The 24033-nt window shown below is 64.2% G+C and carries 23 protein-coding genes; 11 read left to right on the top strand and 12 right to left on the bottom strand.

The genetic code is table 11. The features are described 5' to 3' along the window. The first annotated feature begins 73 nt into the window (after positions 1-73). Positions 74-514, top strand: a complete 441-nt coding sequence (locus ACX17K_RS18525; protein ID WP_021478545.1) for a CidA/LrgA family protein — start codon at positions 74-76, stop codon at positions 512-514. Continuing rightward, on the top strand, positions 504-1187 hold the full coding sequence (locus tag ACX17K_RS18520; protein ID WP_493775921.1) for an LrgB family protein: 684 nt from the start codon (positions 504-506) through the stop codon (positions 1185-1187). Before ACX17K_RS18525 ends, ACX17K_RS18520 begins: the two co-directional genes overlap by 11 nt. A 73-nt stretch (positions 1188-1260) precedes the next feature. On the opposite strand, the gene ACX17K_RS18515 is transcribed toward ACX17K_RS18520, so the two are convergent. Further along, positions 1261-1767 carry a Cd(II)/Pb(II)-responsive transcriptional regulator gene (locus ACX17K_RS18515; RefSeq protein ID WP_231151635.1) on the bottom strand — a complete coding sequence of 169 codons (507 nt, stop codon included), beginning with the start codon at positions 1765-1767 and terminating at the stop codon, positions 1261-1263. Between the two features lie 80 nt (positions 1768-1847). Between ACX17K_RS18515 and ACX17K_RS18510 the strand changes: the two genes are divergently transcribed. Then, positions 1848-4265 (top strand): heavy metal translocating P-type ATPase, encoded by a 2418-nt coding sequence (locus ACX17K_RS18510; RefSeq protein WP_493775920.1) that lies wholly within the window; start codon positions 1848-1850, stop codon positions 4263-4265. 125 nt (positions 4266-4390) lie between these two features. Here the strand turns inward: ACX17K_RS18510 and ACX17K_RS18505 are convergent, their stop codons facing one another. Next, a complete protein-coding gene (locus ACX17K_RS18505) occupies positions 4391-5104 on the bottom strand; it encodes a putative metalloprotease CJM1_0395 family protein (protein WP_493775919.1) in 714 nt (237 codons plus the stop codon). 97 nt (positions 5105-5201) lie between these two features. Between ACX17K_RS18505 and ACX17K_RS18500 the strand changes: the two genes are divergently transcribed. Together ACX17K_RS18500 and ACX17K_RS18495 are read left to right on the top strand one after the other, a co-directional pair. Next, positions 5202-5681 (top strand): acyl-CoA thioesterase, encoded by a 480-nt coding sequence (locus tag ACX17K_RS18500; protein WP_493775918.1) that lies wholly within the window; start codon positions 5202-5204, stop codon positions 5679-5681. Positions 5682-5757: 76 nt separating this feature from the next. Next, on the top strand, positions 5758-6432 hold the full coding sequence (locus ACX17K_RS18495; RefSeq protein ID WP_493775917.1) for a TIGR01621 family pseudouridine synthase: 675 nt from the start codon (positions 5758-5760) through the stop codon (positions 6430-6432). A 12-nt stretch (positions 6433-6444) separates the two neighbouring features. Here ACX17K_RS18495 and ACX17K_RS18490 read toward each other — a convergent pair whose 3' ends face one another. From ACX17K_RS18490 to ACX17K_RS18470, 5 genes are all read right to left on the bottom strand, one after another. Then, complete coding sequence (locus ACX17K_RS18490; RefSeq protein WP_493775916.1) at positions 6445-7257, bottom strand: ChbG/HpnK family deacetylase; 813 nt, start codon at positions 7255-7257, stop codon at positions 6445-6447. 54 nt (positions 7258-7311) lie between these two features. Beyond that, a complete protein-coding gene (locus ACX17K_RS18485; RefSeq protein WP_493775915.1) occupies positions 7312-7701 on the bottom strand; it encodes a GtrA family protein in 390 nt (129 codons plus the stop codon). Next, on the bottom strand, positions 7698-8705 hold the full coding sequence (locus ACX17K_RS18480) for a glycosyltransferase family 2 protein (protein WP_070981901.1): 1008 nt from the start codon (positions 8703-8705) through the stop codon (positions 7698-7700). Before ACX17K_RS18480 ends, ACX17K_RS18485 begins: the two co-directional genes overlap by 4 nt. Before the next feature lie 14 nt (positions 8706-8719). Further along, positions 8720-10189, bottom strand: a complete 1470-nt coding sequence (locus ACX17K_RS18475) for an ArnT family glycosyltransferase (protein ID WP_493775914.1) — start codon at positions 10187-10189, stop codon at positions 8720-8722. Positions 10190-10321: 132 nt separating this feature from the next. Then, positions 10322-11695, bottom strand: coding sequence for a peptide MFS transporter (locus ACX17K_RS18470; protein WP_231151628.1), 1374 nt, complete (start codon positions 11693-11695; stop codon positions 10322-10324). 345 nt (positions 11696-12040) lie between these two features. Here ACX17K_RS18470 and ACX17K_RS18465 point away from each other — a divergent pair, with 345 nt between their 5' ends. Both ACX17K_RS18465 and ACX17K_RS18460 read left to right on the top strand, forming a co-directional pair. Next, positions 12041-12172, top strand: coding sequence for a hypothetical protein (locus tag ACX17K_RS18465; RefSeq protein WP_269326224.1), 132 nt, complete (start codon positions 12041-12043; stop codon positions 12170-12172). Positions 12173-12277: 105 nt separating this feature from the next. Next, positions 12278-13663 carry a tryptophanase gene (locus ACX17K_RS18460; RefSeq protein ID WP_493775913.1) on the top strand — a complete coding sequence of 462 codons (1386 nt, stop codon included), beginning with the start codon at positions 12278-12280 and terminating at the stop codon, positions 13661-13663. 60 nt (positions 13664-13723) lie between these two features. On the opposite strand, the gene ACX17K_RS18455 is transcribed toward ACX17K_RS18460, so the two are convergent. Further along, the gene (locus ACX17K_RS18455) at positions 13724-14344 is read right to left on the bottom strand and encodes a glutathione S-transferase family protein (RefSeq protein ID WP_493775912.1); all 621 of its coding nucleotides are present in this window, start codon (positions 14342-14344) and stop codon (positions 13724-13726) included. A 160-nt stretch (positions 14345-14504) separates the two neighbouring features. Beyond that, positions 14505-15080, bottom strand: a complete 576-nt coding sequence (locus ACX17K_RS18450) for a class I SAM-dependent methyltransferase (RefSeq protein WP_493775911.1) — start codon at positions 15078-15080, stop codon at positions 14505-14507. A 241-nt stretch (positions 15081-15321) separates the two neighbouring features. Here ACX17K_RS18450 and ACX17K_RS18445 point away from each other — a divergent pair, with 241 nt between their 5' ends. From ACX17K_RS18445 to ACX17K_RS18435, 3 genes are all read left to right on the top strand, one after another. Further along, positions 15322-18024: a BACON domain-containing protein gene (locus tag ACX17K_RS18445; RefSeq protein ID WP_493775910.1), complete on the top strand. Its 2703-nt coding sequence runs from the start codon at positions 15322-15324 to the stop codon at positions 18022-18024. 151 nt (positions 18025-18175) lie between these two features. Then, positions 18176-18652, top strand: coding sequence for a YbaK/prolyl-tRNA synthetase associated domain-containing protein (locus ACX17K_RS18440; protein ID WP_493775909.1), 477 nt, complete (start codon positions 18176-18178; stop codon positions 18650-18652). Further along, on the top strand, positions 18652-18996 hold the full coding sequence (locus ACX17K_RS18435; protein ID WP_493775908.1) for a hypothetical protein: 345 nt from the start codon (positions 18652-18654) through the stop codon (positions 18994-18996). The genes ACX17K_RS18440 and ACX17K_RS18435 overlap by 1 nt, the downstream gene beginning before the upstream one ends. Positions 18997-19008: 12 nt before the next feature. Here ACX17K_RS18435 and ACX17K_RS18430 read toward each other — a convergent pair whose 3' ends face one another. Continuing rightward, positions 19009-20685, bottom strand: coding sequence for an SgrR family transcriptional regulator (locus ACX17K_RS18430; RefSeq protein WP_493775907.1), 1677 nt, complete (start codon positions 20683-20685; stop codon positions 19009-19011). A gap of 90 nt (positions 20686-20775) precedes the next feature. Between ACX17K_RS18430 and ACX17K_RS18425 the strand changes: the two genes are divergently transcribed. Then, positions 20776-21981 carry an MFS transporter gene (locus tag ACX17K_RS18425; protein ID WP_493775906.1) on the top strand — a complete coding sequence of 402 codons (1206 nt, stop codon included), beginning with the start codon at positions 20776-20778 and terminating at the stop codon, positions 21979-21981. A 67-nt stretch (positions 21982-22048) separates the two neighbouring features. Here the strand turns inward: ACX17K_RS18425 and ACX17K_RS18420 are convergent, their stop codons facing one another. Together ACX17K_RS18420 and ccoG are read right to left on the bottom strand one after the other, a co-directional pair. After that, positions 22049-22582, bottom strand: a complete 534-nt coding sequence (locus ACX17K_RS18420) for a FixH family protein (RefSeq protein ID WP_343481351.1) — start codon at positions 22580-22582, stop codon at positions 22049-22051. A gap of 1 nt (position 22583) precedes the next feature. Next, entirely contained in the window at positions 22584-24017 is a 1434-nt protein-coding gene (ccoG, locus tag ACX17K_RS18415; protein ID WP_493775905.1) for a cytochrome c oxidase accessory protein CcoG, read from the bottom strand. Positions 24018-24033: the final 16 nt, after the last annotated feature.

Raw genomic sequence — 24033 nt, 5'->3', positions numbered from 1 at the left:
ATTTTAATTCATTTTTAGAATGAATGCCGGCTGGCTATACTTTGCTCAACTCCTAAGTTGATGGAAGCCAAGCATGGCCCGCCTGTTTCACCGCCTGTCGCAACCGCTGCAAACCTTTTCCCAGGTTCTGCTGCTGAGCCTGGTGTGGATGGCGGCCAACCAGCTGAGCCACCGTTTTCTGCCGGCGATGCCGGCCGGCGTGCTGGGCATGCTGCTGGTGCTGGCCGGGTTGTGGTCTGGCCTGCTGCCGGTGGATTGGCTCCGCCAGGGCGCCCGCTGGCTGCTGGCCGAGATGCTGTTGTTCTTCATCCCGGCCGTGGTGGCGGTGGTGCAGTACCCGGACGTGATTCTGTCCGCCGGTGTCCGCCTGCTGCTGGTGATCGTCGCCTCCACCGCACTGGTGATGGCGGTGACCGCGCTGGTCGTGGACCGCTGCTACCGGCTGGAAATCCGGCTGCGCCGCCGCGACAGCAACCGCAAGGCGCAGATGAGGGCTGAAGTCCATGGAGCATGAGATTGCGTTGATCTCCTTCGTACTCACCGTGGTGTTGTACTGGGTGGTCAAGAAGTATTACCTGAAGACGCGCAGCTGGTGGAGCACGCCGATTTTGGCGGTGCCGCTGCTGATCATCGGCCTGGTGGTGTTGGCGCGGGTGCCGTACCAGACCTACTTCGCCGATACGCGTTGGCTGACCTGGCTGTTGGGGCCGGCGACGGTGGCGTTCGCGGTGCCGATCTACGAGTACCGGGCGCTGATCCGCAAGCATTGGCTGTCATTGGGTTGCGGCGTATTGGCCGCGATTCCGGTGGCGGTGGCCAGCTCGGTGATGTTGGCGCGCTGGCTGGATCTGCCGGATCTGATGCAGAAGAGCCTGGCGCCCAGATCGATCAGCACGCCGTTCGCGCTGGCCGCGGCGCAGACGCTGGGCGGTTCGACCGATTTGACCGCGCTGTTCGTGGTGGTGACCGGGGTGTGCGGCATGATGCTGGGCCAGTTGATGCTGGCGCTGCTGCCGATCCGCTCCAAGCTGGCGCGCGGCGCGCTGTTCGGCGCGGCGGCCCATGCGGCCGGCACCGCGAAGGCGAGCGAGATAGGCGCCGAAGAAGGCGTGGTGGCCAGCCTGACCATGATGCTGGCCGGGGTGGCGACGGTGTTCGCCGCGCCCTTGATCAGCCACTGGCTGTAACGATTTTGTTGTGACCTGACTGCCGTGGGGTGGTGGTCAGTGGGTTTCTCCTCTTCCCCAAACGAGCGTTGATTTAGGGCCGATCCTTGTTGGATCGGCCATTTTTTTTGGCCGCGTGGTCGTAATCCTGGCTGTGGCCGTGATTGTCCTGGCCGAACGGCGTGTGGCAGACGCAGGGCGCGCCCTCGGCCGCCTCCACCAGCGTTTGCAGGATGCCGCAATCCGCGGCCGCGTGGCTTTCGTGGCATTTGTCGCGCAAGGCCAGCAGCTGCTGCTCCAGCAGCCGCAGCGCCTCCACTTGTTGATGCACCTTGGCGATCTGCTGATCGATCAGCAGATTGATGTCCTCGCAGTCGTGATCGTGGTCGGCCTTGAACGCGGCCAGGTTGCGGATGTCGGCCAGCGACATGCCCAGCGAGCGGCAGTGCAGAATGAAGTTCAGTTCGCCCAGCTGCTCCGCGGTGTAGCGGCGGTAGCCGGAGCTTGAGCGCTGCGGCGCGGACAGCAGGCCCTCGCGCTCGTAGTAGCGGATGGTTTCCACTTCGCAGCCGGTCTGGCGGGCCAGTTCTCCGATCAACATGACACTCTCCCGAAAGAAACGCTTGACCCTGTAGTGACTACAGGGTGTGCAATGTGCCCAGACTACCAATGGAGGCGCATATGTCAAGCGTGACGCGTTACCGCAAGGCCGTACCGCCGCATCAAGGCCATCAACACGCCCGCGGCGGCGATTGCTGCTCGGCCAAGGCCGAAGCCGCGCTGGCGCTGAAGGGCGCGGACCCGCATCAGCATGCCCATGGCGGCTGCGGCCACGAACACAAGCCGGGCGACAAGCACGGCCACGACCATCATCAGCACGATCACCAGCACGATCACCAGCACGATCACCAGCATGAGCACCGGCACGGCGAGGGCTGCGGCCACGCGCATGGCCACGAGCATGCCGAGCCGTCCCGCGTGCAACTGGGCGAGGGCAAGGGCGCGAATCTGTCGCGGCTGCAGATCCAGGCGATGGACTGCCCGACTGAGGCCAGGTTGATCGAAAAGGCGTTGGGCGGGATGAGCGGCGTGGTGGCGCTGGAATTCAACTTCATCGAACGGGTGTTGCTGTTGCGCCACGACCTGCCGCATCTGAATGGCGTGAAAAGCGCCATCGCCAAGGTGGGCATGCAGGCGGTGGAGCTGGACGCGGACGCCAAGCTATCGGCGCCGCAAGGCCATGGGCGCCGCGCCAATCTGTTGTTGATCGCTTCCGGTCTGACGGCCGCCGCCGCGGAAGCGGCAGCCTGGAGCGTGGGCGACGGCCGGCTGGAAGTGGCCGCGCTGGCGCTGGCTTCCATCCTGCTGGGCGGCATTCCCACGTTGAAGAAGGGCTGGATCGCGCTGTCCACCCGCACGCTGAACATCCATTTCCTGATGTCGGTCGCCGTGATCGGCGCGATGCTGATCGGCCAGTGGCCGGAGGCGGCGATGGTGCTGTTCCTGTTCGCCATCGCCGAGCGGCTGGAGGCGATGTCGCTGGCCAGGGCAGGCGAGGCGGTGCGCGCGCTGATGGCGCTGGCGCCGGAAACCGCCTGGGTGGCCGACGGCGCCGGCTGGCGCGAGGCGCAGGCCGCTGAGGTGGCGGTGGGCAGCCGGGTGCGGGTGCGTCCCGGCGAGCGGGTGCCGCTGGACGGCCGCATCGCCGACGGCCACAGCAGCTTCAACGAGGCCAGCATCACCGGCGAGAGCCTGCCGGTGGACAAGGGGCCGCAGGACGCGGTGTTCGCCGGCAGCATCAACGGCAGCGGCGTGGTGGAGATCGAAACCACGGCGCCGGCGTCCGGGTCGGTGCTGGCGCGCATCATCGCCACCGTGCGCGACGCCCAGGCGTCCAAGGCGCCGACGCAGCGCTTCATCGACCGCTTCGCTGGGGTCTACACCCCGGTGGTGCTGGCGCTGGCGGCCTTGTTCGCCGTATCCGCGCCGCTGCTGGGTCTGATGCCGTGGCACCAGGCCATCTACAGCGCGCTGGTGATGCTGGTGATCGCCTGCCCGTGCGCGTTGGTGATCGCCACGCCGGTGACGGTGGTGAGCGCGCTGGCCTCGGCCGCGCGCCACGGCCTGCTGGTCAAGGGCGGCGCGCCGCTGGAGATGGCCGCCCGCATCGACACCGTCTGCCTGGACAAGACCGGCACGCTGACGCTGGGCGAGCCGCGAGTTACCCGCGTGGCGGTGCTGGACGGCGGCGACGAATCAACCGTGCTGGCGCTGGCGGCCGCGCTGGACAGCCACTCCACCCATCCGCTGGCCAAGGCGGTGCTGGACGAAGCCGCGCGGCGCGGCCTGGCGTTGCCGGCCGCCGAGCAGGTCAGCGAATTGGTGGGCCGCGGCGTGCGCGGCCGGGTGGATGGCCGAGCGCTGCAGCTGGGCAGCCGCCGGCTGGCGGAAGAGCAGGGCGCGCTGACGCCGGGGCTGGCCGCCGAGCTGACCCGGATGGCGGAGGCGGGCGAGGGCGCGCTGGTGCTGCTGGACGGCGAACGGGCGCTGGGCGTGCTGGCCGTCGCCGATCAGGTGCGGCCGGAAGCCGCCGCCACCATCGCCCGTCTGGGCGAGATGGGCGTGCGCGCGGTGATGCTCAGCGGCGACAGCCCGCAGGTGGCGGCCGCGGTGGCGGCGCAGACCGGCGTCTCCGCCGCCCACGGCGGCCTGTTGCCGCAGGACAAGCTGCGCTTCATCGAGCAACTGCAGGCCAGCGGTAAGGTGGCGATGGTGGGCGACGGCGTCAACGACGCGCCGGCGCTGGCGCGCGCCGACCTGGGCGTCGCGATGGGCGCGGCCGGATCGGACAGCGCCTTGGAAACCGCCGGCGTGGCGCTGATGGACGACAAGCTGTCGCGGCTGGCCGACCTGATCGCCCACGCCCGCCGCACCGCGTCGGTGCTCAAGGTGAACATCGCGATCGCGCTGGGCATCAAGCTGGTGTTTTTCGGCCTGGCGTTGGCCGGCGTGGCCAGCTTGTGGATGGCGGTGTTCGCCGACGTCGGCACCAGCCTGATCGTGATCGCCAACGGCCTGAGGCTGGCGCGGCGGGTTTAACGCCTGCTCAATCCTTTGATCAGCATCGGGCGCGGGCCTTGGAATGGCCAAGGCCTGCGCCTTTCGCTTTGCATTCAGTCTTCAGGATGGCGTTGCGAGGTTCGGCAAGAGACTTGGAGCAGGCCCTAGGCGTAAGTGTCGACATTGCCGCCCTTGGCCTGTTGGCTGGCGGCCGGATCGGAGGCTTGCTGCATCTTTTGCAGCGGGCTGAGGTGCTGGTTGCCGCTCTGCTGCTGCAACAGCTGCGTCCGCGCTTGTTGTTCCATCTGTGAGGCCTCGGCCGCCACCGCGCGGTCCTGGCCGGACGGGTCGGACGGCGCCAGCGCGGCGGCGCGCACCGTCTGGGCATTCTGAATGGTTTCCTGCGGGGTGTTGCCCTTGCTCAGCTGGATCGGTACTTCCCCCCCTATCGCGTACTGCTTGCCGTCTGGCCCCAGCTGGTAGGTGAAGCTGGCCGCGCCGGCCAGCGCGCCGCCGGCGGCCTGGTGCGCGGCTTCGTGGCGGCGCACGTCGGTGTCGCGCGACTTCAGCTCTTCCACTTCCTTCTGCTGCGCGTCGTTCAAAGGTTTGCCGTCCGGCGCCTTGGGGGCGGCGGCATTGGCTTGCTGAGAGGTTTGCGCATTGCTGGAGCTATTCTGGCTGGCGGCATCGTTGCCGGTTTGGTCCCCGGCCGACGCGGAAGGCGCGGCGTTGGCGGTTTGCGGCGAAGAGGAGGCTGACGCGCTCGGAACAGCGGCAGCCTGCGAGCGTAAGGCTTGGCAGGCGGGACACTGGCAATTGGCGCCATGCATGCTGAATCCGTAGCTGGAAGCGCTGCCGGCTACACTGGAAATGGACATGAAACGCGTTCCTCTGTCCATTCAGTATAGAAGCGCCTGCCCGCTATTCCAATCGACGTGGCAGAATGTCCGCTTGTACACATTGCAGGAGCAGACGATGAGCGAAGAGGCCCAGGGACAAAGAGAGCTGGTGATGTCGGTGCTGATGACGCCGGACATGGCCAATTTTTCCGGCAACGTGCACGGCGGAGTGCTGCTGAAGCTGCTGGACCAGGTGGCCTACGCCTGCGCCAGCCGCTACGCAGGCTGTTACGTGGTGACGCTGTCGGTGGACCAGGTGCTGTTCAAGCAGCCGATACATGTCGGCGAGCTGGTGACCTTTCTCGCCAGCGTCAACCACGTCGGCCGCACCTCGATGGAAGTGGGGATCAAGGTGGTGGCGGAAAACATCCAGCAGCGCAGCCAGCGCCACACCAACAGCTGCTATTTCACCATGGTGGCCTACCAGGACGGCAAGCCGATGGCGGTGCCGACCCTGGTGCTGGAGACTGAGGAGCAGCGGCAACGCTTCCGCGCCGCCGAGATGCGCAAGCAGTTGCGGATGGAGATGCAGCAGCGCAAGGACGCCGGACAGTGACGCCGGCTACGCCGCTACTGTTTCCCCGAAGGCAGCTGGCCTACAATGCCATGCTTTTCCTTTCTCTTCGGCTGTCATGTACACCCTGATTCATCAAGATTCCCGTTTCTATCTCGTCGACAAGCATCCCGGCGTCGGTTTCCACCGCGAAGAAGACCAGCCGGGGCTGATGGACGCCCTTCGAGAGGGGCTGGGCGATGCGGCCTTGTGGCCGGTGCACCGGCTGGACCGCATCACGTCCGGATTGATTCTGGTGGCGCGTTCGGCCGAGGCCGCGCGCGCGCTGGGCGACGCATTGGCCGGGCGGGAGATGGAGAAGTATTACCTGGCTTTATCGGACCGCAAGCCGCTGAAGAAGCAAGGCAAGATATCGGGCGATATGGCCAAGGGACGCGGCGGCGCCTGGCGCTTGACGGAGGGCAGGGAGAATCCGGCAGTCACGCAGTTTTTCAGTTTTTCGCTGGAGCCGGGGTTGAGACTGTTTCTGCTGCGGCCGCGCACCGGCAAGACGCATCAGCTGCGGGTGGCGATGAAGTCGCAGGGCGCGCCGATACTGGGCGACGCGTTATATGGCGGCAGCGCGGCGGATCGCGGCTACCTGCATGCCTACGCGCTGCGTTTCGAGCTGGACGGCGAGCGTTTCGCCTTCGTCTGTCCGCCGGCGGCTGGCGAGAAATTCGCCGGGGAGTCTTGCCGCGCCAGGCTTGAGGAGCTGGGCGAGCCCTGGCGGCACCCCTGGCCGGGCGCCTGAGCGCTCAGCCCTTTAAGCGGCGACGGCGGGCTCGGGCTGGAAGCGGGCGATGCTGACCCGGTGCTTCAGGCACAGTTCGGCGAAGGCGCCGCCGGCCAGGTAGTCGAATTCGCGGCCGCGGCTGGCGGCGATGGGGTCGGAGGCGTCGGCGGCGGGCAGGCCGGGATGGCACATGATCAGCGCCCGGTCCGGAATCTTGGCCAGCCAGGCCTGCATCAGTCCGGGGAAGTCGGCTTGCGGGCTCAGCGAATACATGCCGCCGAACCACGGCGAGGTGGCGAAGCCGCGCTCGCGCGCCTGTTCGTCGAAATTGGTGCACACGCTGCGCAGCACCAGCGCCTTCAGCCGATTGTCGCCCGGGTGGCCAAGGCGATCCGGCGAGCGCAGGTAGGGCAGCGGATCCTGCTGCCAGCGCCGCAGGATGGCGTCGAACAGCGCGTCGCGTATCACCGGCAGCGCGTGCACGTGCTGGTGGCCGTCGACGAAGTCCGGCAGCCGGCCGAAGTGGTCGGCGAAGCGGTCGATCTGCGTCAGCGCCTCGTCGCGCAGCGTCGCCAGCGACAACTGGCGCAGCTGACTCTTCATCAGCCAGTGCGACAGCGGCTTGACCGGCGCGTCGAACGGATGGGTGAGGTTGAAATGCAGGCCGACGTCGACCCGCTCCGCCCGCGCCTTCAGTTCGCCGGCCAGCTCCGGCCAGTGCGGAGACTGGCTGAGTACGCTGGTGGCGGACAGGCGGCCGGCATCGATCAACTGCAGGATGCCGGCGCTGATGCTGCCGGACTGGGCGAAGTCATCGGCGCAGAGTGTCAATCGTTTCGTCATGCGCGGTAGGACTGTCGTCGATTCCAAAAGTTTTCCGTCGTCATCGCGACAGCGTTAATTTGTTTGCGGCGCGGAGGCGAACGCCCACAGCTTGCCCAGCAGGAAGGTGAGCGCCGCCACCGCGAACAGCACGACGGCCAGCGAGACCCGATAGTCCAGCGGAGTGAGGCGCAGCAGCGCGAAATACATGGCCTCGTTGACGCAGAAGCTCAGGCAGGAGACGCCGAAGAAGCGCGGCAGCGCCTGGCGGTGCGGCACATGGCCGGCTTCGAAGGTGAAGCGGCGGTGGCCCCAGTAGCTGAGCTGAAAGGCGCCGAGGAAACCCAGCGCGTTGGCGACGAGCGGCGGCACGCCCAGCGGCACCAGAACCAGGGTTACCAGCGCGAAGTGCAGCAGCATCGCCGACACGCCGACGACGCCGAACCAGAACAGCTGCTTCTTCATGCGTCCTGCCCGTCTTTGCGTTTGGAGATGCGGCTGATCAAATAGGTGGGCCGGCCCTTGACCTCGTTGAAGATGCGGCCGACGTATTCGCCGAGTATGCCGATCGACAGCAGCTGCACGCCGCCGAGGAAGGTGACGGCGACGGCCAGCGTCGGCCAGCCGCTGACCGGGTTGCCGAACAGCAGCGTGTGCACCAGCTCCCAGATCGCGTAGCCGATCGACAGCATCGAGATCACGCAGCCGACCAGCGTCCAGATCCGCAGCGGCATATTGGAGAAGGCGGTGAGGCCGGTCAGGCCCAGATTGAACAGGCTGCGGAAATTGAAGCTGCTTTTGCCGGCGCGGCGTTCTTGCGTCTGCGTCTCCATCGCCAGCTGGGTGAAGCCCACCCAGTTATACAGGCCTTTCATGAAGCGGTTGCGCTCCGGCATCCGCCGCAGCGCCTCCAGAATGCTCTTGTCCAGCACGCGGAAATCCTGGGTGTTTTCCGGGATCTTCAACGGCGCGCCGCTGTTCAGCAGCGCGTAGAACACGCGGGTGAACGCGCGCTTGGCCAGGGTCTCGCCGTCGCGGTTGGCGCGCACGCTGTAGACCATGTCGTAGCCTTCGCGCCATTTTTCCAGGAATACCGGCACCATCTCCGGCGGATGCTGGAAGTCGCCGTCTATCAGCACGGCGACGTCGCCGCCGATGTTGTCGATGCCGGCGGTCAGCGCGATTTCCTTGCCGAAGTTGCGCGACAGCTGGATCACCGTCACCGGCAGGCGCTTGGCGGCTTCCAGCGCCTTGGGCACGGTGTCGTCGCGGCTGCCGTCGTCCACCACCACCAGTTCATGGCGGTAGCCGTGCTCGGACAGCAGCCGGTGCAGCGTTTCCAGCATCGGCGCGATGTTTTCCGACTCGTTGTAGGCTGGAATCAGGCAGCTGACCAGCGGGTCGGCCGGGCGCTCGGCGGCGTGCAGCTCCAGCAGATAGGGCGGAACGAAGTTGCGTGCGTCGGTCATGGCGGTTTGCGCTTTCACTGGGCCGCGGCCGGTTTCAGCAGCAGCATTCTGTCCTTCATCACCGGGAACTCCCCGGCCTTGACGTAGCCCGCGGCGATGGCCGGCGGCAGGCTGGCGAGGTCGCGCTGCTCAGTGACGATCCAGCTGCCCGGATGCGCGGCAAGCTGCGGAGCCAGCGCATGGGCGTCGGCGGTGGTGCGCACCTTGCCCTGGCTGTAGAACTCGGCGGAGAACTCGCGGCGGCTGTCCCAGTAGAACAGCCGGGCCTGTTGCGCCGGCTGCTGCTGGAGCCAGGCCGCGATCACCGGCTTCTGGGTGCGGAAGTAACGGGCGCCGTCATGCCATTGCAGGCCGATCGCGATCAGCACCAGCAAGCCGGAGGACAGCGCCAGCCACGGCAGCGCGCGGCCGGAGCGCTCATGCCGGCCGCGATGCCACAGCTCGGCCATCAGCAGCGCCGCGCCGGGCAGCATCGGCAGCGAATACGGGAAGATGATGTTGCCGGACATCGTGAAGAACAGCAGCGTCATCACTGTCCACAGCGCGAGGTAGAGCAGCCAGCCGTCGTTTTCGCCGGCGCGGACGATGGCCGGCAGCCGGCGCGCGCGGCAGGCCAGCCAGGCCAGCATGGCGATGGACCACGGGAACAGCGCGCCCAAGGCGTACGGCCAGATCATGCCGCGCGGCGTGGCGTGGGCGAAGCCGTACTTGTCGCCCTTCCAGCCGGAGTCGAGGAAGCGGCTGACGTGCTCGCCCATGATGAAGTAGTTGAGGAAGCCCGGTGTGCGGATTTCCGCCCAGGCGTACCAGGGCAGGGCGATGGCGGCGGCCAGCAGCGTGCCGGAGATCCACGGCAGCTCGCGCCACAGCGCCTTCCATTGATTGCGGATCAGCACCCAGAAGAAGATCGGCATGCCCACCAGCACCACGGCCAGCGGACCCTTGGCCAACAGGCCCAGGCCCAGGCCGGCGAAAAAGGCGTAGCGCCAGATCCGGCCGCCGCCGTTCATCGCGTGCCAGAAAGCCACCTGGCTCAGTGTCACGCAGAACATCAGCGAGGGGTCGGTCATCACGGTGCCGGCCGCGCCGTAGAACAGCAGACCGCCGGCCAGCATCAGCGCGGCGGCCATCGCCGCGTCGTTTCCGGCGCGGCGGCGCATCAGGTCGGCCGTCAGCCACAGCGCGCCCAGCGCCAGCAGCAGCGCAGGCAGGCGGGCGGCGAATTCATTGACGCCGAACAGGCCCATGCTGGCCGCGGACAGCCAGGTGGACAGCGGCGGCTTGGCCCAGAACGGCACGCCGTAGTCGTGCAGCGGCGTCACCCAGTTGCCGGTTTCCAGCATCTTGCGGGCGATCTCGGCGTAGCGCGCCTCGGTGGTGTCGGTGAGCGGGATCGCCCACATCGCCAGCAGGCGGATGGCCAGCAGCGCCAGCAAGGCGTAGCCGGCCGCCTTCCGCCAGGAAGAAGTTGCAGCGGTATTCATCCGTAAACTTGTTTTCAAAACGGGGTAGAGGATCGGCGCAAGGCTATCACAGACCGGGATCGGCGTCTGCCCGTTCAGGCAGCGAAAACGCCGCCCGGAGGCGGCGTTGGCTTGGATGCGGCAAGCGGCGGGTCAGCGGCCGTGCATCATCTTTTTCAGCACGGAGGACAGCGCGAACAGCACCAGCGAGCTGGCGCCGGCCATCATCACGAACAGCATGAAGAAGTCGTGCAGATTGGTGACCGCGTAGCCGAGGAAGTGCGGCACCGGCTTGGCCGGGTCCGGGTACAGTTCCGACAGCGTGCCGGCGAACTTGTTGGCGGCGGCGTTGGACAGGAACCAGATGCCCATCATCAGGCCGGTGAAGCGGGCCGGAGACAGTTTGACCACCAGCGACAGGCCGATCGGCGACAGGCTCAGTTCGCCGAAGGTGTGCAGCACGTACAGGCTGACCAGCCACAGCATGCTGACCTTGACGCCCGGCGCCAGGCCGTCGACGCCGAAGGCGATCACCAGATAGCCGAGCGCGAGGAAGAACAGGCCCAGCGCCATCTTGGCCGGAGACGAGGGCTCCATGCCCTTGCTGCCCAGCTTGGTCCAGATCCAGGCGAAGATCGGCGCGAAGATCACCACCGAAACCGGGTTCAGCGACTGGAAGTAGGACGCCGGCACGGTGAAGCCCAGAAGGTTGCGGTTGGTCTGCTCTTCGGCGAAGAAGGTCAGCGAAGCGCCGGCCTGCTCGAAGGCGGACCAGAAGAAGATCACGAAGGCGGACACGATCAGGATCACCGCCAGGCGCTGCTTCTCGATGCGGGTCAGCGGCTCGTGCACCACTTTCTCGCCGCTGTCGTGATGGCGCTTGGGCGCCAGGCCGATCGGTTTGCCTTCCGGCGTCACCAGGTATTTGTTCTTGAACAGGGTGAATACGATCAGCGACAGCAGCATGCCGAAGCCGGCGGCCATGAAGCCCCACTTGAAGTCGCCCGGATTGCCGGTGTCGCCCAACGTGCCGCATATCAGCGGCGCGATCAGCGAGCCGGTGTTGATGCCCATGTAGAAGATGGTGAAGGCGGAGTCCACGCGCTTGTCGCCCGGGGCGTACAACTGGCCCACCATCGACGAGATGTTGGGTTTGAACAGGCCGTTGCCGGCGATCAGGAAACCCAGGCCGCCGTACAGCAGCCAGGAGGCGGCGGCGACGTTGGTCTCGTGCATCGAGCCGGAGAAGAACAGCATGAACTGGCCGATGGCCATCAGCACGCCGCCGGCGAGGATGGAGCGGCGGTTGCCCCAGTAGCGGTCGGCGATATAGCCGCCGACCAGCGGGGTGAGATACACCAGGCCGGTGTAGGTGCCGTAGATATCCGAGGCATGGGCCTTGTCGAACAGCAGCGCCTTGATCATGTACAGCGTGAAGATGGCGCGCATGCCGTAGTAGCTGAAGCGCTCCCACATCTCCGTCACAAAGAGCAGATAGAGCCCTTTGGGATGCGATTGTGTAGACATAAGGGTTTCCTTCGAGTGACTTGAGATATCACCAGCAACGAGCGGTGTTTTTGTTTTTTATGCATGCCTTGGCTTTTGTAGGCAGCGCAAGATCATATCGATTTAATGTTGAGATGTGAAAATTTTTTTTAAGCCAGATCAATTACATTGTAATAAATGGAGCAAATACTTTTCTTTGGCGATGATTTTTTGCTAGTTAATACTCTAGGCGTAATGAGTTTATTGCATAGTGGTTATTGTTGACTGTATACAAATCAATGTTGAAATAGTTTTTATCAGCCATAAGTTGTTGTGCAGTCTGACAATCGTGCCCTATCTTGAAGGTACGCCCGCGTCCGGGCGATCATGCAACTGCCTCAAGGTGTGGCGATGAATATCGAGCCCCATGCTGGCCAGGCGCTGACTCACCTCAATGGCCTGCGCCCCAACTGGTACACCGTCGACATCATTCTGACGTTCGACTTCCCGCGCGCCTGATCTCCTCCGGCAATCGTTTCCCTATTTGTTTCGACCGCATCACGGCCCGCCGCCGTTCCGCCCGCGTTTGTCCAGGCGGCGCGCGGCCGCGCCGAGGAGAAGATCATGGCGCAACGCATTCCCGAACCGTTCCGCATCAAAATGGTGGAGCCCATCCGGCAGACCTCGCCGGCAGACCGCCGCCGGGCGCTGGCCGACGCCGGCTGGAATCCCTTCCTGTTGAAAGCCGAGGATGTCTACATCGACCTGCTGACCGACAGCGGCACCGGCGCGATGTCCGACCGCCAATGGGCCGGTTTGATGATGGGCGACGAGGCTTATGCCGGCAGCCGCAATTTCCTGCGCTTGGCCGACACGGTGCGGGAGTTGTTCGGCTACGCGCACACCATCCCCACCCACCAGGGGCGCGGCGCGGAGCAGATATTGTTTCCGGAACTGGTGAAGCGCTGCCGGGGCGCGCGCCCGGTGTTCCTGTCCAACTACCATTTCGACACCACCAAGGCCCATGTCGAGCTGGCGGGCGCCCGCGCCGTCAACGTGCTGACGCCGCAGGCGCTGGACACCGGCACGGCATACGACTGGAAGGGAGACTTCGACCTGGCGCGGCTGGGGGAGATCGTCGCGGCCGAGGGAGACAACGTCGCCGCCGTCATCGTCACCATCACCTGCAACAGCGCCGGCGGCCAGCCGGTATCGATGGCCAATATCCGCTCGGCCAGCGCGCTCGCGCGCTCGCGCGGCATCCCGGTGGTGATCGACGCCGCCCGCTTCGCCGAGAACGCCTGGTTCATCCGCGCGCGCGATCCGGCCTACGCCGGCGCCTCCATACCGGCCATCGCGCGCGAGATGTTCGGCCATGGCGACATGTTCACCATGTCGGCGAAAAAGGATGGGCTGGTCAATATCGGCGGCCTGTGCTGCTTCAAGGACGATGAGGCGCTGTTCCGCGCGGTGCAGGTGCGCTGCGTGCCGATGGAGGGCTTCGTCACCTACGGCGGCCTGGCCGGACGCGACATGGAGGCCTTGGCGATAGGGTTGAGGGAAGGGCTGGACGACGCCTTCCTGGACTACCGCATCGGCCAGGTCGCCTACCTGGGCGAGCGGCTGCGCGAGGGCGGGGTGCCTATCCAGCATCCAACCGGCGGCCATGCCGTTTTCGTCGACGCCGCGCGCCTGCTGCCGCACATTCCGGCCGAGCGGTTTCCCGCGCACGCGCTGGCCTGCGAGCTGTATCTGGAAGGCGGCGTCCGGGCGGTGGAGATCGGCTCGCTGCTGCTGGGCCGCAATCCGCAGACCGGCCTGCAAGAACCGTCGCCGTTCGAGCTGATGCGGCTGACGATACCGCGCCGGGTCTACACCAACGACCACATGGACTACATCGCCGACTGTCTGATCGAGGTGAAACGGCGGGCGGCAGCGGTGAAAGGCCTGGCCTTCGACTACGAGCCGCCGATACTGCGGCATTTCACCGCGCGGCTGCGGCCGGCGTAGCGCTGCTTGCTCGCCTTGCGCGGAGGATGGCGTCCGTCGCGCAAGGCTTTTGGAACGCCGTTATGCCTTGCTTGCTTGCCACTGGGCGGCCTGTTCGGCGGCGCGCAGCAGGGCCGGCCGATTTTTCAGGCCATCCCAGTAGGCGACCAGTTCCGGCCAGTCGCGCATGCTGCCGAACTCGATGCCGTAACCTACCGTGCGGCCGACATACACGTCGGCGGCGCTGAAGCGGTCTCCCGCGAGATAGCGGCGGCCGGCCACGGCCTTGGCCAGCGTGTTCAGCGTCGCTTCATATGAGCCGTAGCCGAACATCCGCTGCTGTTCCTGAGTGGGCGTGAAGCCGGCGGCCTGGTTGCTCCAGGCATGCTCCACACAACTGGCGGCGAAAAACAGCCAGCGGTAATAGTCGCCGCGCGCGGCCGGCTCGGGAGCGAGTCCGGCTTCGGGAAAGGCATCGGCGAGATAGGCGCAGATGGCCGCGCCTTCGGTGACGACCTGATCGCCATGGCGGATGGCCGGCACCTTGCCCATCGGATTGATGGCCAGATACTCCGGCGCTTTCATCGAGGCGCCGTACTCCAGCAGCACCGGGCGGTAGGGCGCGCCCACTTCTTCCAGCATCCAGTGCACGATATTGCCCCGCGATTGCGGGTTGGTATAGAAGACAAGCTCTTTCGACATGATCTCCGGCCTTTCTATGTGGTGGCTGCAGGGGTGGCGCTCATGGCTGGATGGCTGTTCCCGCCATGGCCCGGCTATGCATCATGCATTGCCGGCTGGCGAGGGGCAAGCGGCTTGCTCGCATGGGCGTCATCGCCAGGCAGGCATCCGCTCGGATGCTTCAGCCGGCGAAAGCCGGTTTGCGTATGCGCATCACGAACGTGCAGTCGCCGATCACGTTGTAGAAATTTTGCACCGCCAACGCGATGTCGCCTTCGGTGAGCTGGCCGCCGTTGAAACGGCTGGCCCAGGGCTCCAGGATTTTCACGTCCGACGATTCCAGCGCCCAGTCGACATTCAGATAAATGCCCAGCGGCGTGCTGGAGCCGCCCTCCGCGATGGTTTGGCGGTTCAATTCCTGATTGAACATCTGCAGGCCCATCGCGGTGATCGGCCGCACATGGGTGGGATCGGCCAGGTAGTTGTCGCTGCGCGGATGCGGCACGGTGATGGCGACGCGGGCGTCCGGCGCGCACACCCGGTACAGCTCCTTGATGATGCGCAGATAGGTGTCGGTATCGGCGCCCAGATGCTCCAGCACGTGGCTCATCACGATCTCGTCCACCGATCCGTCGGCCCAAGGCCAGGGAAATCGCTCCAGATCGACCACCTGGTCTGGCTGGCAGGCGGCCTGGGAGTCGATGTTGACGAAGCCGGGCCGCCGGTCATGGCCGCAGCCGAGGTTGAGTTTGAGCACGCGGATATCCTGAGAGGCTGGCTGATGCCAGTGTGCAATGAACGGAACGATAGCTTCAAGGGAGAAGACCGCTGTTCGTGCAGGAAGGGAGGGAGGTGTGACGATTGTGATGCGGGCAGAGTATTTTTCGATTAAATGACAATTGAATTTAAAATAAACGATTGTCCAACTATAATCTCGACTTTGTAAAAAAATATGAACGCTGATCAATGAGTCGGCGGAAAGTTAAGCGAGGTCCGTGATGAAGGTATGGCAAGGCTTGTCCATGCTATTGATGGTGTCGATGTTGTCCGCATGTGGCGGAGGCGGAGGCGGGGGAGGTGGCGGCGGCGGCGGTTCCGGCAATGCCGCAAGCCATGTGCAGGAGGCGCTTCCGCCATCAGCAGTCCAGCTGTCTCCCGCCTCATTGGGGGGCAACCAGAGCGCTGGTTCGTCGCAGACCTGGACGATACAGGCGAGCGTTTCCGATGCCAGTCGTTTTAACAGCTCTATCTATCTTTATGTTGTCGACAGTCAGAAGGTGCTGGCCGGTACGCCACAATTGAACTGGCTGGGAGGCAACCAGATGGCGTTGACCTTGCATACGTCCGGCACGCTGGCTACCGGTCATTACAAAGGCACGTTGCAGTTCCAGCTGTGCAGGGATCCGCAATGCGGCTCTTCTTTCCTCAGCGGGCCGTTGACGCTGCCTTATGACTTTTCGGTAGCGGCTCAACCGTTGCAGGCAGTATTGTCCGGCGTGCCTTCTTCTACAGCGGTGATCGGCCAGCGCTCCAACTTCAGCTCCTCGGTTTCGGTGAGTGGTTTTAGCGGCAAGTGGACGGCTAAAGCCAGCAGCAATTGGTTGTTGTTGAGCAATGCCTCCGGCCAAGGAGCGGGCAGCTTCAATGTATCGATGTCGACCGAGCGGCTGGCTGCCGGCGCCTATACCGACAATGTGACCGTTACAAGCGACGATGGCCAGACGGTGACGTTGCCATTCAGCGTGAATGTGCGCCCGGTGCAGTTTGTCGCTTCTCAGGACAGCTTCAGCTTCAGCGGCATCAACGGCAGCGAGCTTCCGGGACAGATCCTGCAACTGAGCCTTAACAACAACGGCGAGGGCACCTGGACTGCGTCCAGCAACGCCGCTTGGCTGCAAGCTGGGGCTGTCAGCGGGATCACGCCATCCAGTATTCCGTTATCTGCCGATCCAAGCCGAGGTTCTTTAGCCAGCGGCAACTATAACGGTACCTTGCATCTGAGCGCGGCAGGCGTGGAGAGCAAAGATATCGCCGCTTCGCTGTCATTGACCAAGGCCAGCTTCACGCTGCCGGCACAGGGTATCGTGCTGGGCGGCGACAAGGGGCGCGATCTGGACACGCCGCAGAGCCTGCAATTCGCGCTGAATACCGGCAACAAGTCCTGGTCGTGGAAAGTGTCGTCGCAGCCGGCATGGCTGAAGACTGGCGTTGTCAGCGGCAGCGTCAACCAGACTGCGCAAGCCTTGCAGTTGAGCGGCGACTCTTCCCAAGCAACGGTTGGTTCGACTACAGCGGCTTTGAAACTGTCCGCTCAGATCAATGGCGATGCGGTTGAGGGGATTGTGCCAGTGACGATCAACCGCGATCAGCGCCGCTTGCTGCCGTCCAAATGGGGCGTGGCCTTCTCCAGCACGCCGGCTGGCAAGGTGCTGAGCAAGACGTTGACCATCAAGGACAACTTTGGCGGTACGCTGAATTGGACTGCCACTTCCGACGCGCCATGGTTAAGTGTGACTGCCAGCGGTCAGACGGGTAATGGCTCTACTTTGCAGTTGCTGGCGGATGATTCTCGTTTACCAATAGGAAAAGTGAGCTATGCGAATGTGACTATCCGTTCAAGTGCTAGTTATGTTGAACCTGCGATTGTAAAGGTTGCAGTTTGGCGCGATGAGTCATTTTTGAAAACGACTACTGTGGTAAGTGGTCAATATTCGAAGTTGGTGGCAGACCCAATAAGGCCATATTTTTATACAAATATGGGTGAGAAAGATGTTCAGGTTTTTAACGCATATACCGCTTCTCAGGTTGCTACAATTAGAGATGTGGCCAGCGCTGCTGGTGAAATGGCGGTTTCGCCTGATGGCAGTTTTCTCTATGTTGTGGATTTGGAAAATAAAAAATTAGTTGTTATCGACTTGATCAGGCAGACGAAAGTTGATGTATGGGAAATGCCTAAGGATGATTGGGGAGATCCATTAAAGGTTCACATGGGGATAGCTGTCGTTTCCTTAAGGGTTAATGGAGTCGAGATAGTACTTTTAGGAAATGGTGCCTCATGGAAGAATGGTAAATCGTTGGGGTTGTGGTCATATGGAAATTATTCAAAATTACAAGCTACAGATGATGGCGGAAGAGTGTATAGCTATGCCAATAATTGGGTGCAAGCATTTGATGTTGATTTTTCAGAGGTAGGTGGTGGGACGTTTTTTTCAGATAAAAATGGCCATCTTCTTGACTTCGTGACGCGAAATGGTTTGCTTGTTACATATAATGATTTTTCGGCATTGGGTGACGGAAGTTCAGTCATGGTAACAGGGATAACTGCACAGCAATCATGCATGAGATATGATGCGAAGAGTCTCTCTTATTTGGATTCACTGGTTGATATGGCATCATTTGCAAATTCTGTTCTTGTTTTAGGTGATGCCAGAGTGATTTGCGCATGGTCTCATGCACCAAATGTGTCTATCTCAGGCTCGCAGCCTGACATGGTATCTCTTTATTCTCGGGATGGTGTGCCATTAGCCAATCTACCTATTCCAGGTTATGGAGATATGGTGGCTAGAAGCTGGGTTGCTCTGGGTGATAGCTCTATCGTAGGTTTTTTGAACTCTCATTTTCTTTATGATGGAGGTAAGGTTGCGAATTCCTTGGTTATCTTTCCAATCGGGCTTGATGGTCCCCAAGTGAAGGGTAACTAATCTAGTAGAATGTCGGACATCTGCAGCAGTGGGGGCTTTGGGGGGGCGTACGAGGCACGCAGATTTTAGTTTTCCCCCTTGTTAAACTTGTCTGTCAGTAGCCCGCCCCCATTTGCCAACTATGTCCAGCATGCGCTAAGCGGGAGGTCCGATGTTTGAGCATTTGAGGCAATGGCTGGAAGCGGGCCAAGCCCGCTTTCGGGTGATAGAACATCCCGCCGAGGGCAATTCGCACAAGGTGGCCGAGATCCGCGGCACCGAGGTGGGGCAGGGCGCCAAGGCGATGCTGTGCAAGGTGGCGGAGGCGCCCGGCCAGTTCGTGCTGGCGGTGCTGCCCGGCGACGAGCGGGTGGATTTCGCCAAGGTGGCCGCCGCCGTCGGCGCGCGCAAGGTGAAGTTGGCCGACGCGGCCGACGCCGAGGCCGCCACCGGCTGCGTGATCGGCTCCATCCCGCCGTTCAGCTTCGATCCGTCCATCCGCTTGGTGGTGGACCCGCAGCTGTTGGCGCGCTACCGGGAAATCGCGTTCAACGCAGGCCGGCTGGACGCGTCCATCGTGCTGGACGGCGACGACTACCGCCGTCTGGCGCAACCGCTGCTGGCCGACATCCACAAGGAGAGCGTTTGATGGCCGACGCGAGCGAGCCGCTGGCCGGTTATGCGCGGGCGATCATGGGCGGCGCCGGCGCGGAGCGCATCGTCGGCCGCGAGGATAGGCAGGACAGTTGGCGCGAGGCCGATTGCGAGGTGACGCTGCGGGAGCGCGTGTACCGCTTCGACAACGGCGTGGCGATCCGCCGCAGCATCGAGGTGGACGATTACCCCAGCGAATTGGCCTGCGCCGAGAGCTGGATCACCTATGAAGTGCTGGAGCTGGGCGACTCGCCGGGCATCGAGCCGATGCGCAAAAGCTTCGACAACGGCTGCCGCGAGGCTTTCTGGCTGCGCTATCACTCGGACGCCGCCATCTGAGCCAGGGCTGACTCAGTGCGGGGGAGCCAGCCACGCTTTGCCGAAGTCCATCCAGCCGCACTGCGCCAGCGTGACGCCCCGCAGCTGCGGCGCGAATTCCATCGTCTGGACATGATGCCGCAGCGGAATCAGGCTGGCTTCCTCCACCAGCTTGCGTGCCAGCGTTTCGTAGCCTTGCCAGCGCCGCTCCGCGTCGGGTTCCATGGCCAGTTTTCTTTCCGCTAGCCGGATTCTGTGCCGGGCCCCTTCCTCCAGCCAATGGCGGTAGCCGGCATCCTGGCACAGCCATTGGTAGACGCCGAAATCCACATCGTCGGCCATCACTTCGCCGGTCAGCAGTAGGTCCGCGTCATCCAGCCAGTCGTAGCGGGCGAAATCGGGATAGGACATGACGGTCAGCGCGGTCCGGCTGCCGGCGTCGCGCAAGCGGCGCGCCACGGCTTCCGCCAGCTCGATATGGGCCGGCAGTTGGTAGGTGACCAGCCGCAGTGTCGGCGGCAGGCGCGGGGGTTGCGGCTGGACGGGTGTCGGACGGTGCCGCCATTGCGGCAGCATGCCCAGCGCCGGCTCGCCTGGAAGCGCGGCTTGCCAGACGGTTGGGTGCAGCCAGTCGGCCAGCGCCCGCCGTTGATCAGAATCCAGCCGGGCCGGGTTCGCCGCCAGATAGCTGCAGCCGGCCTCCAGTTGGTACAGCGATGGCCGGACGGCGGGCTCATCCGGGTGGCAGAAGCGGGCATCCAGCCGCGCCCGCACGTCCGGGTCGTCGACGACCCATATGTCCACCGTGTCCAGCAATGGCCTTTCCTTCCAGTGGCGGTCGAAGGCGCGCAGCGTGGCGCGGTAGTCGTTATTGACTTCCAGCTTGAACGCGCCGGTGCCGATGGGGAAGCGGCCGAAGTCCGCTTGCTGCCAGCATTCGCGCGGCAGGATGGAGGCGGCGCTGTCGGCCAGCCGCCGCGGGAGCAGCGCGTCGGGGCATTTCAGACGGATGTCGACGGTCAGCGGCGCGGGCAGGCTGGCGTCTTCAAGATGGGATAGCAGGCCCTGGTGGGGACCCGCCTCGTCGCGCAGCCGCAGCAGGGTCTGGCGAACGTCTTCGCCATCCAGCGCGCGGCCATGGTGGAAGGCGACGCCGGGGCGCAGATGGAAGCGCCAGTTTCGCCATTCGCCGTCATGGCTCCAGTGATGAGACAGCGCCGGGACGATTTGCCCCTGCGCGCGGTCGTAGCGGGTCAGGCCGTCGAAGATCTGGCGGATCAGATGGCATTCGGTGCGGCGGTTGATCTGGAGCGGGTCCAGGCTGTGCAGCGGCCGGTAGAAGGGCAGGCGCAGCGTTTGCGGTTCGGCCGGCGGGACGCCGAGATAGGCAGGCAGCAGCTCGGCCACTTGGCGGCGCGCTGCCGTGGGCAGCAAGCGCAGCGCCTTTTCGATGTCGCCATCGGCCAGATGGCCGAGCACTGCTTCCATTTCCAGTTGGCCGGCCGGCGCGAGCAGCCGCAGCCGCGACGCATGGCCGCGCCCCTGGCCGGGCCGCCATCGCAGCCAGCCCTTATCCGCCATGCTCTGCATCAGTTCGCGGGCGTGGCGTGGGCTGCAATGCAAGGCGGCGGCGATGTCGGCCAGCCGCGCCGGGCCGTCGTGGGCGGGGAAGGCCAGACTCAGCCGCTGGTAGTGTTGGAGCAGGCGCATAAAAGGGGAGGAATGGTTTTGATCTGTTCCATTTTTGTCTCCGCTTTTGTGCCGGATACTGCCGCTTCTGTCAAATGTCATGGAGCGCGCATGTCCGCGGTTTCTTCCCCTTCTTTATGGCGGCAGCCGGTGTTCGCCGGCCTGTTCGCATCCACCGCGCTGCTGGCGCTGGGCGGCCAGATTTACCAGCTGGCGCTGCCGCTGATCCTGTACGAGCTGACCCATTCGTTGGCGGCGATGAGCAATCTGCGCGCGGTGGAGTTTCTGCCCAATCTGCTGCTGGCGGTGTTCATCGGCGTGTGGGTGGACCGGGTGTGCCGCCGCCGCTGGGCGCAGCGGGCCTTGCTGGCGATGGCTGGGTTGCTGGGCGTTTGCGCGCTGGCGCTGGCCGGCGGCCGGATGGCGTCGTGGCTGTTCTATCCGCTGACCTTCTGCGTGATGCTGTGCAACTACGTGACCGCCATCTGCCGGATGGCCCTGGTGAAGGAGAGCGTGCCGCCGGCGCAGCTGGTGCAGGCCAATGGCTATCTGGGCAGCTTGTTCGACGTGTTCGCCGTCAGCGGCCCGATGCTGTCCGGCCTGCTGATTGCCTGGGCCAGCCCGCACTGGAGCCTGGGCGCGCCGGCGTTGATGTTTCTGTTGTCGGCGGCGCTGATGGCCAGAGTGCCGGCGCAAGGGCCGGGACAGGCCGGCGAGCGGCGCTTTCTGGCGGAGTTGGCCGCCGGCTGGCGGGCGCTGCGGGGCAACGCGGCGCTGTGGCAGTTGAGCTGGGTGGTGGTGCTGGCCAACGGCGCGGCCGGCGTGGCCGAGGTGTTGTTCCTGTTTCGCGCCCGCGACCAGCTGGGCTTTTCTCCGGGGCAACTGGGGCTGCTGTTCGGCTGCGCCGGCGCGGGCGGCATCGCGGCTGGCTTGTGCGTGGCGCGGGTGCGGAAGGCGCTGGGCCTGGGGCGGATGATCTGCCTGGCACTGCTGCTGGAGGCTGCCGGCATGGCGGCGCAGGCTTTGTTGAGCGAGATGCCGTGGCTGGCGGGCGCGATGGCGCTGCAGAGCTTCGTCGTGGTGTGCGGCAATGTCGGCGTGTGGAGCTACCGGCAGGAGGCGACGCCGGCGGCGCTGATCGGCCGCGTGTCCGGGCTGACCGGCTCCTTGTTCAAGCTGCTGATGCCCTTGGCGCTGGTCTTGGGCGGCGTGTTGTCTGCCGGCATGCCGCTGCGGGATTTGATGCTGGCGACGGCGGCGTGGCAGGCGGGCGCGGGCGCGCTTGCCTGGCTCAGCCGGGTGAGGGCGGTGGCCTAGTCCGGAAGTCGGCCAGGCAAGGAAAACGGCCCGCATGCGGGCCGTTTCGATAGGGGAAGTTTGGCGCTCAGTGCTCGACCGGCTCCAGATGCGGCTGGCCCAGCATCGCCATCTGCCCGGAGCCCGGCTTCCATTCGCCCTGGATCCGCCATTTCTTGTCATGGTCTTCCAGCTGCACGTACCAGTGGTTGGCGTTGACGGGGATCTTGGGCAGGATGCCCTGGTACAGATTGGGGCCGGCCATGGTCATCACGGCGGACAGGTCGTAATCGTCCTGGGCCGGGTGGATCATGCTCAGCGACAGGGTGTCGGGCAGCTTGACCTTGCTGGTGGTGACCAGGCGCAGGCTGCGGCCGTCGCTGCCGAACATCAGCTGGGCCGACAGGCCCATCTGCGCGGCGGCCTTGTCGCGCCGCAGCTCCATATTGATCGCCTTGCCCTTTTTGTAATAGTCGTCGGTGACCAGGCCGTCGTCGGACTTGATCGCCGCCATCAGAAAGAAGATGCCGACGACGACGGACACCGCCGGCAGGCCGAACAGTATCCAGGGCCAGGGTTCCTTGTACCAGGGGCGGGACGGGTGGTGGGCGGTGTGCTGCATGTCATTCTCCGATGAAGCTGGATTTTTCTTCTACCCGCAGCGAGGGATCGCCGGCGGATTCTACGATGAAGCGGATCGGGTGGCTGCCCTTGGTCGCGTACTGCGGGTCGGCCTCCACGTGCACGGTGGCGCTGTCGGTGGCGGCGGCGGGAATGGCCACTAGCGGCGTTTCGGTCTTGACCTTGATGTCGGGCAGGCCTTCGGCTGTGATGCGGAATTGCTGCGGACGTTCCGTGGTGTTGATGATCTTGATGATGTAGGTGTTTTCCAGCCAGCCTTCATCGGTCTCGCGCACCAGCGAGGCGCGGTCGCGAAGGATGTCCACCTTGAATGGCTTTCTCATCGCCAGCGAGGTGACGGAGGCGATGATCACCGCGCTCAGCACCAGGATGTACAGCACCACGCGGGGCCGTTTCAGCCGCGACGCGATTTCCTTTTCCGGATATTTCCCTTCCAGCGCGTTCTCGGTGGTGTAGCGGATCAGGCCGCGCGGATAGCCCATCTTGTCCATCACTTCGTCGCAGGCGTCGATGCAGGCGGCGCAGCCTATGCATTCGTATTGCAGGCCGTTGCGGATGTCGATGCCCACCGGGCACACCTGCACGCAGATGCTGCAGTTGATGCAGGAGCCTAGGCCCTGTTCTTTCGGGTCAGACCCCTTCTTGCGCGCGCCGCGCGGCTCGCCGCGGGCTTCGTCGTAGGAGATGATCAGCGTGTCGGCGTCGAACATCACGCTCTGGAAGCGGGCGTAGGGGCACATGTACTTGCATACCTGCTCGCGCATGAAGCCGGCGAACAGATAGGTGAAGCCGCCGTAGAAGAACATCCAGAACGTCTCCCACGGGCCGTAGCCGAAGGTGGGCAGCGCCGCGATCAGGCTGCGCATCGGCGTGAAGTAGCCTACCAGGGTGAAGCCGGTCCACAGCGAGAAGACGATCATGATCAAGTGCTTGGCGGTTTTCAGCCTGAGCTTGCGCAGGCTCATCGGCGCGGCGTCCAGCTTGATGCGCTTGTTGCGGTCGCCCTCCACCCATTGCTCTATCCACAGCATGATCTCGGTGTACACCGTCTGCGGACAGGAATAGCCGCACCACAGCCGGCCGGCGATGGTGGTCCAGGTGAACAGGCCGAAGGCGCAGCACATCAACAGCGCGGCGAGATAGACGAAGTCCTGCGGCCAGACGGTGAGGCCGAACAGGTAGAACTTGCGGTCGGCCAGATCGAACAGGACCGCCTGGCGGCCGTTCCATTGCAGCCAGGGCAGGCCAAGGTAGACCAGCTGGGTGCCGAGCACGAACAGGATGCGGAGATTGTTGAACATGCCTTTGGCGGCACGGACATAGATTTTCTGGTGGGATTCGTACAGCGAGACGGTTTCGTTGTCCTGGCCGGCGCCTTCAACCTTGATCGGGATTTTCTTCAGCGATTCGGACATGTCGTTTTCCTGAAGA

It is taken from the genome of Chromobacterium sp. INPA-IVC, from assembly GCF_059047085.1.
The sequence above is the reverse complement of the archived record's forward strand: the minus strand, read 5'-3'. Positions and strand labels throughout refer to the sequence as shown.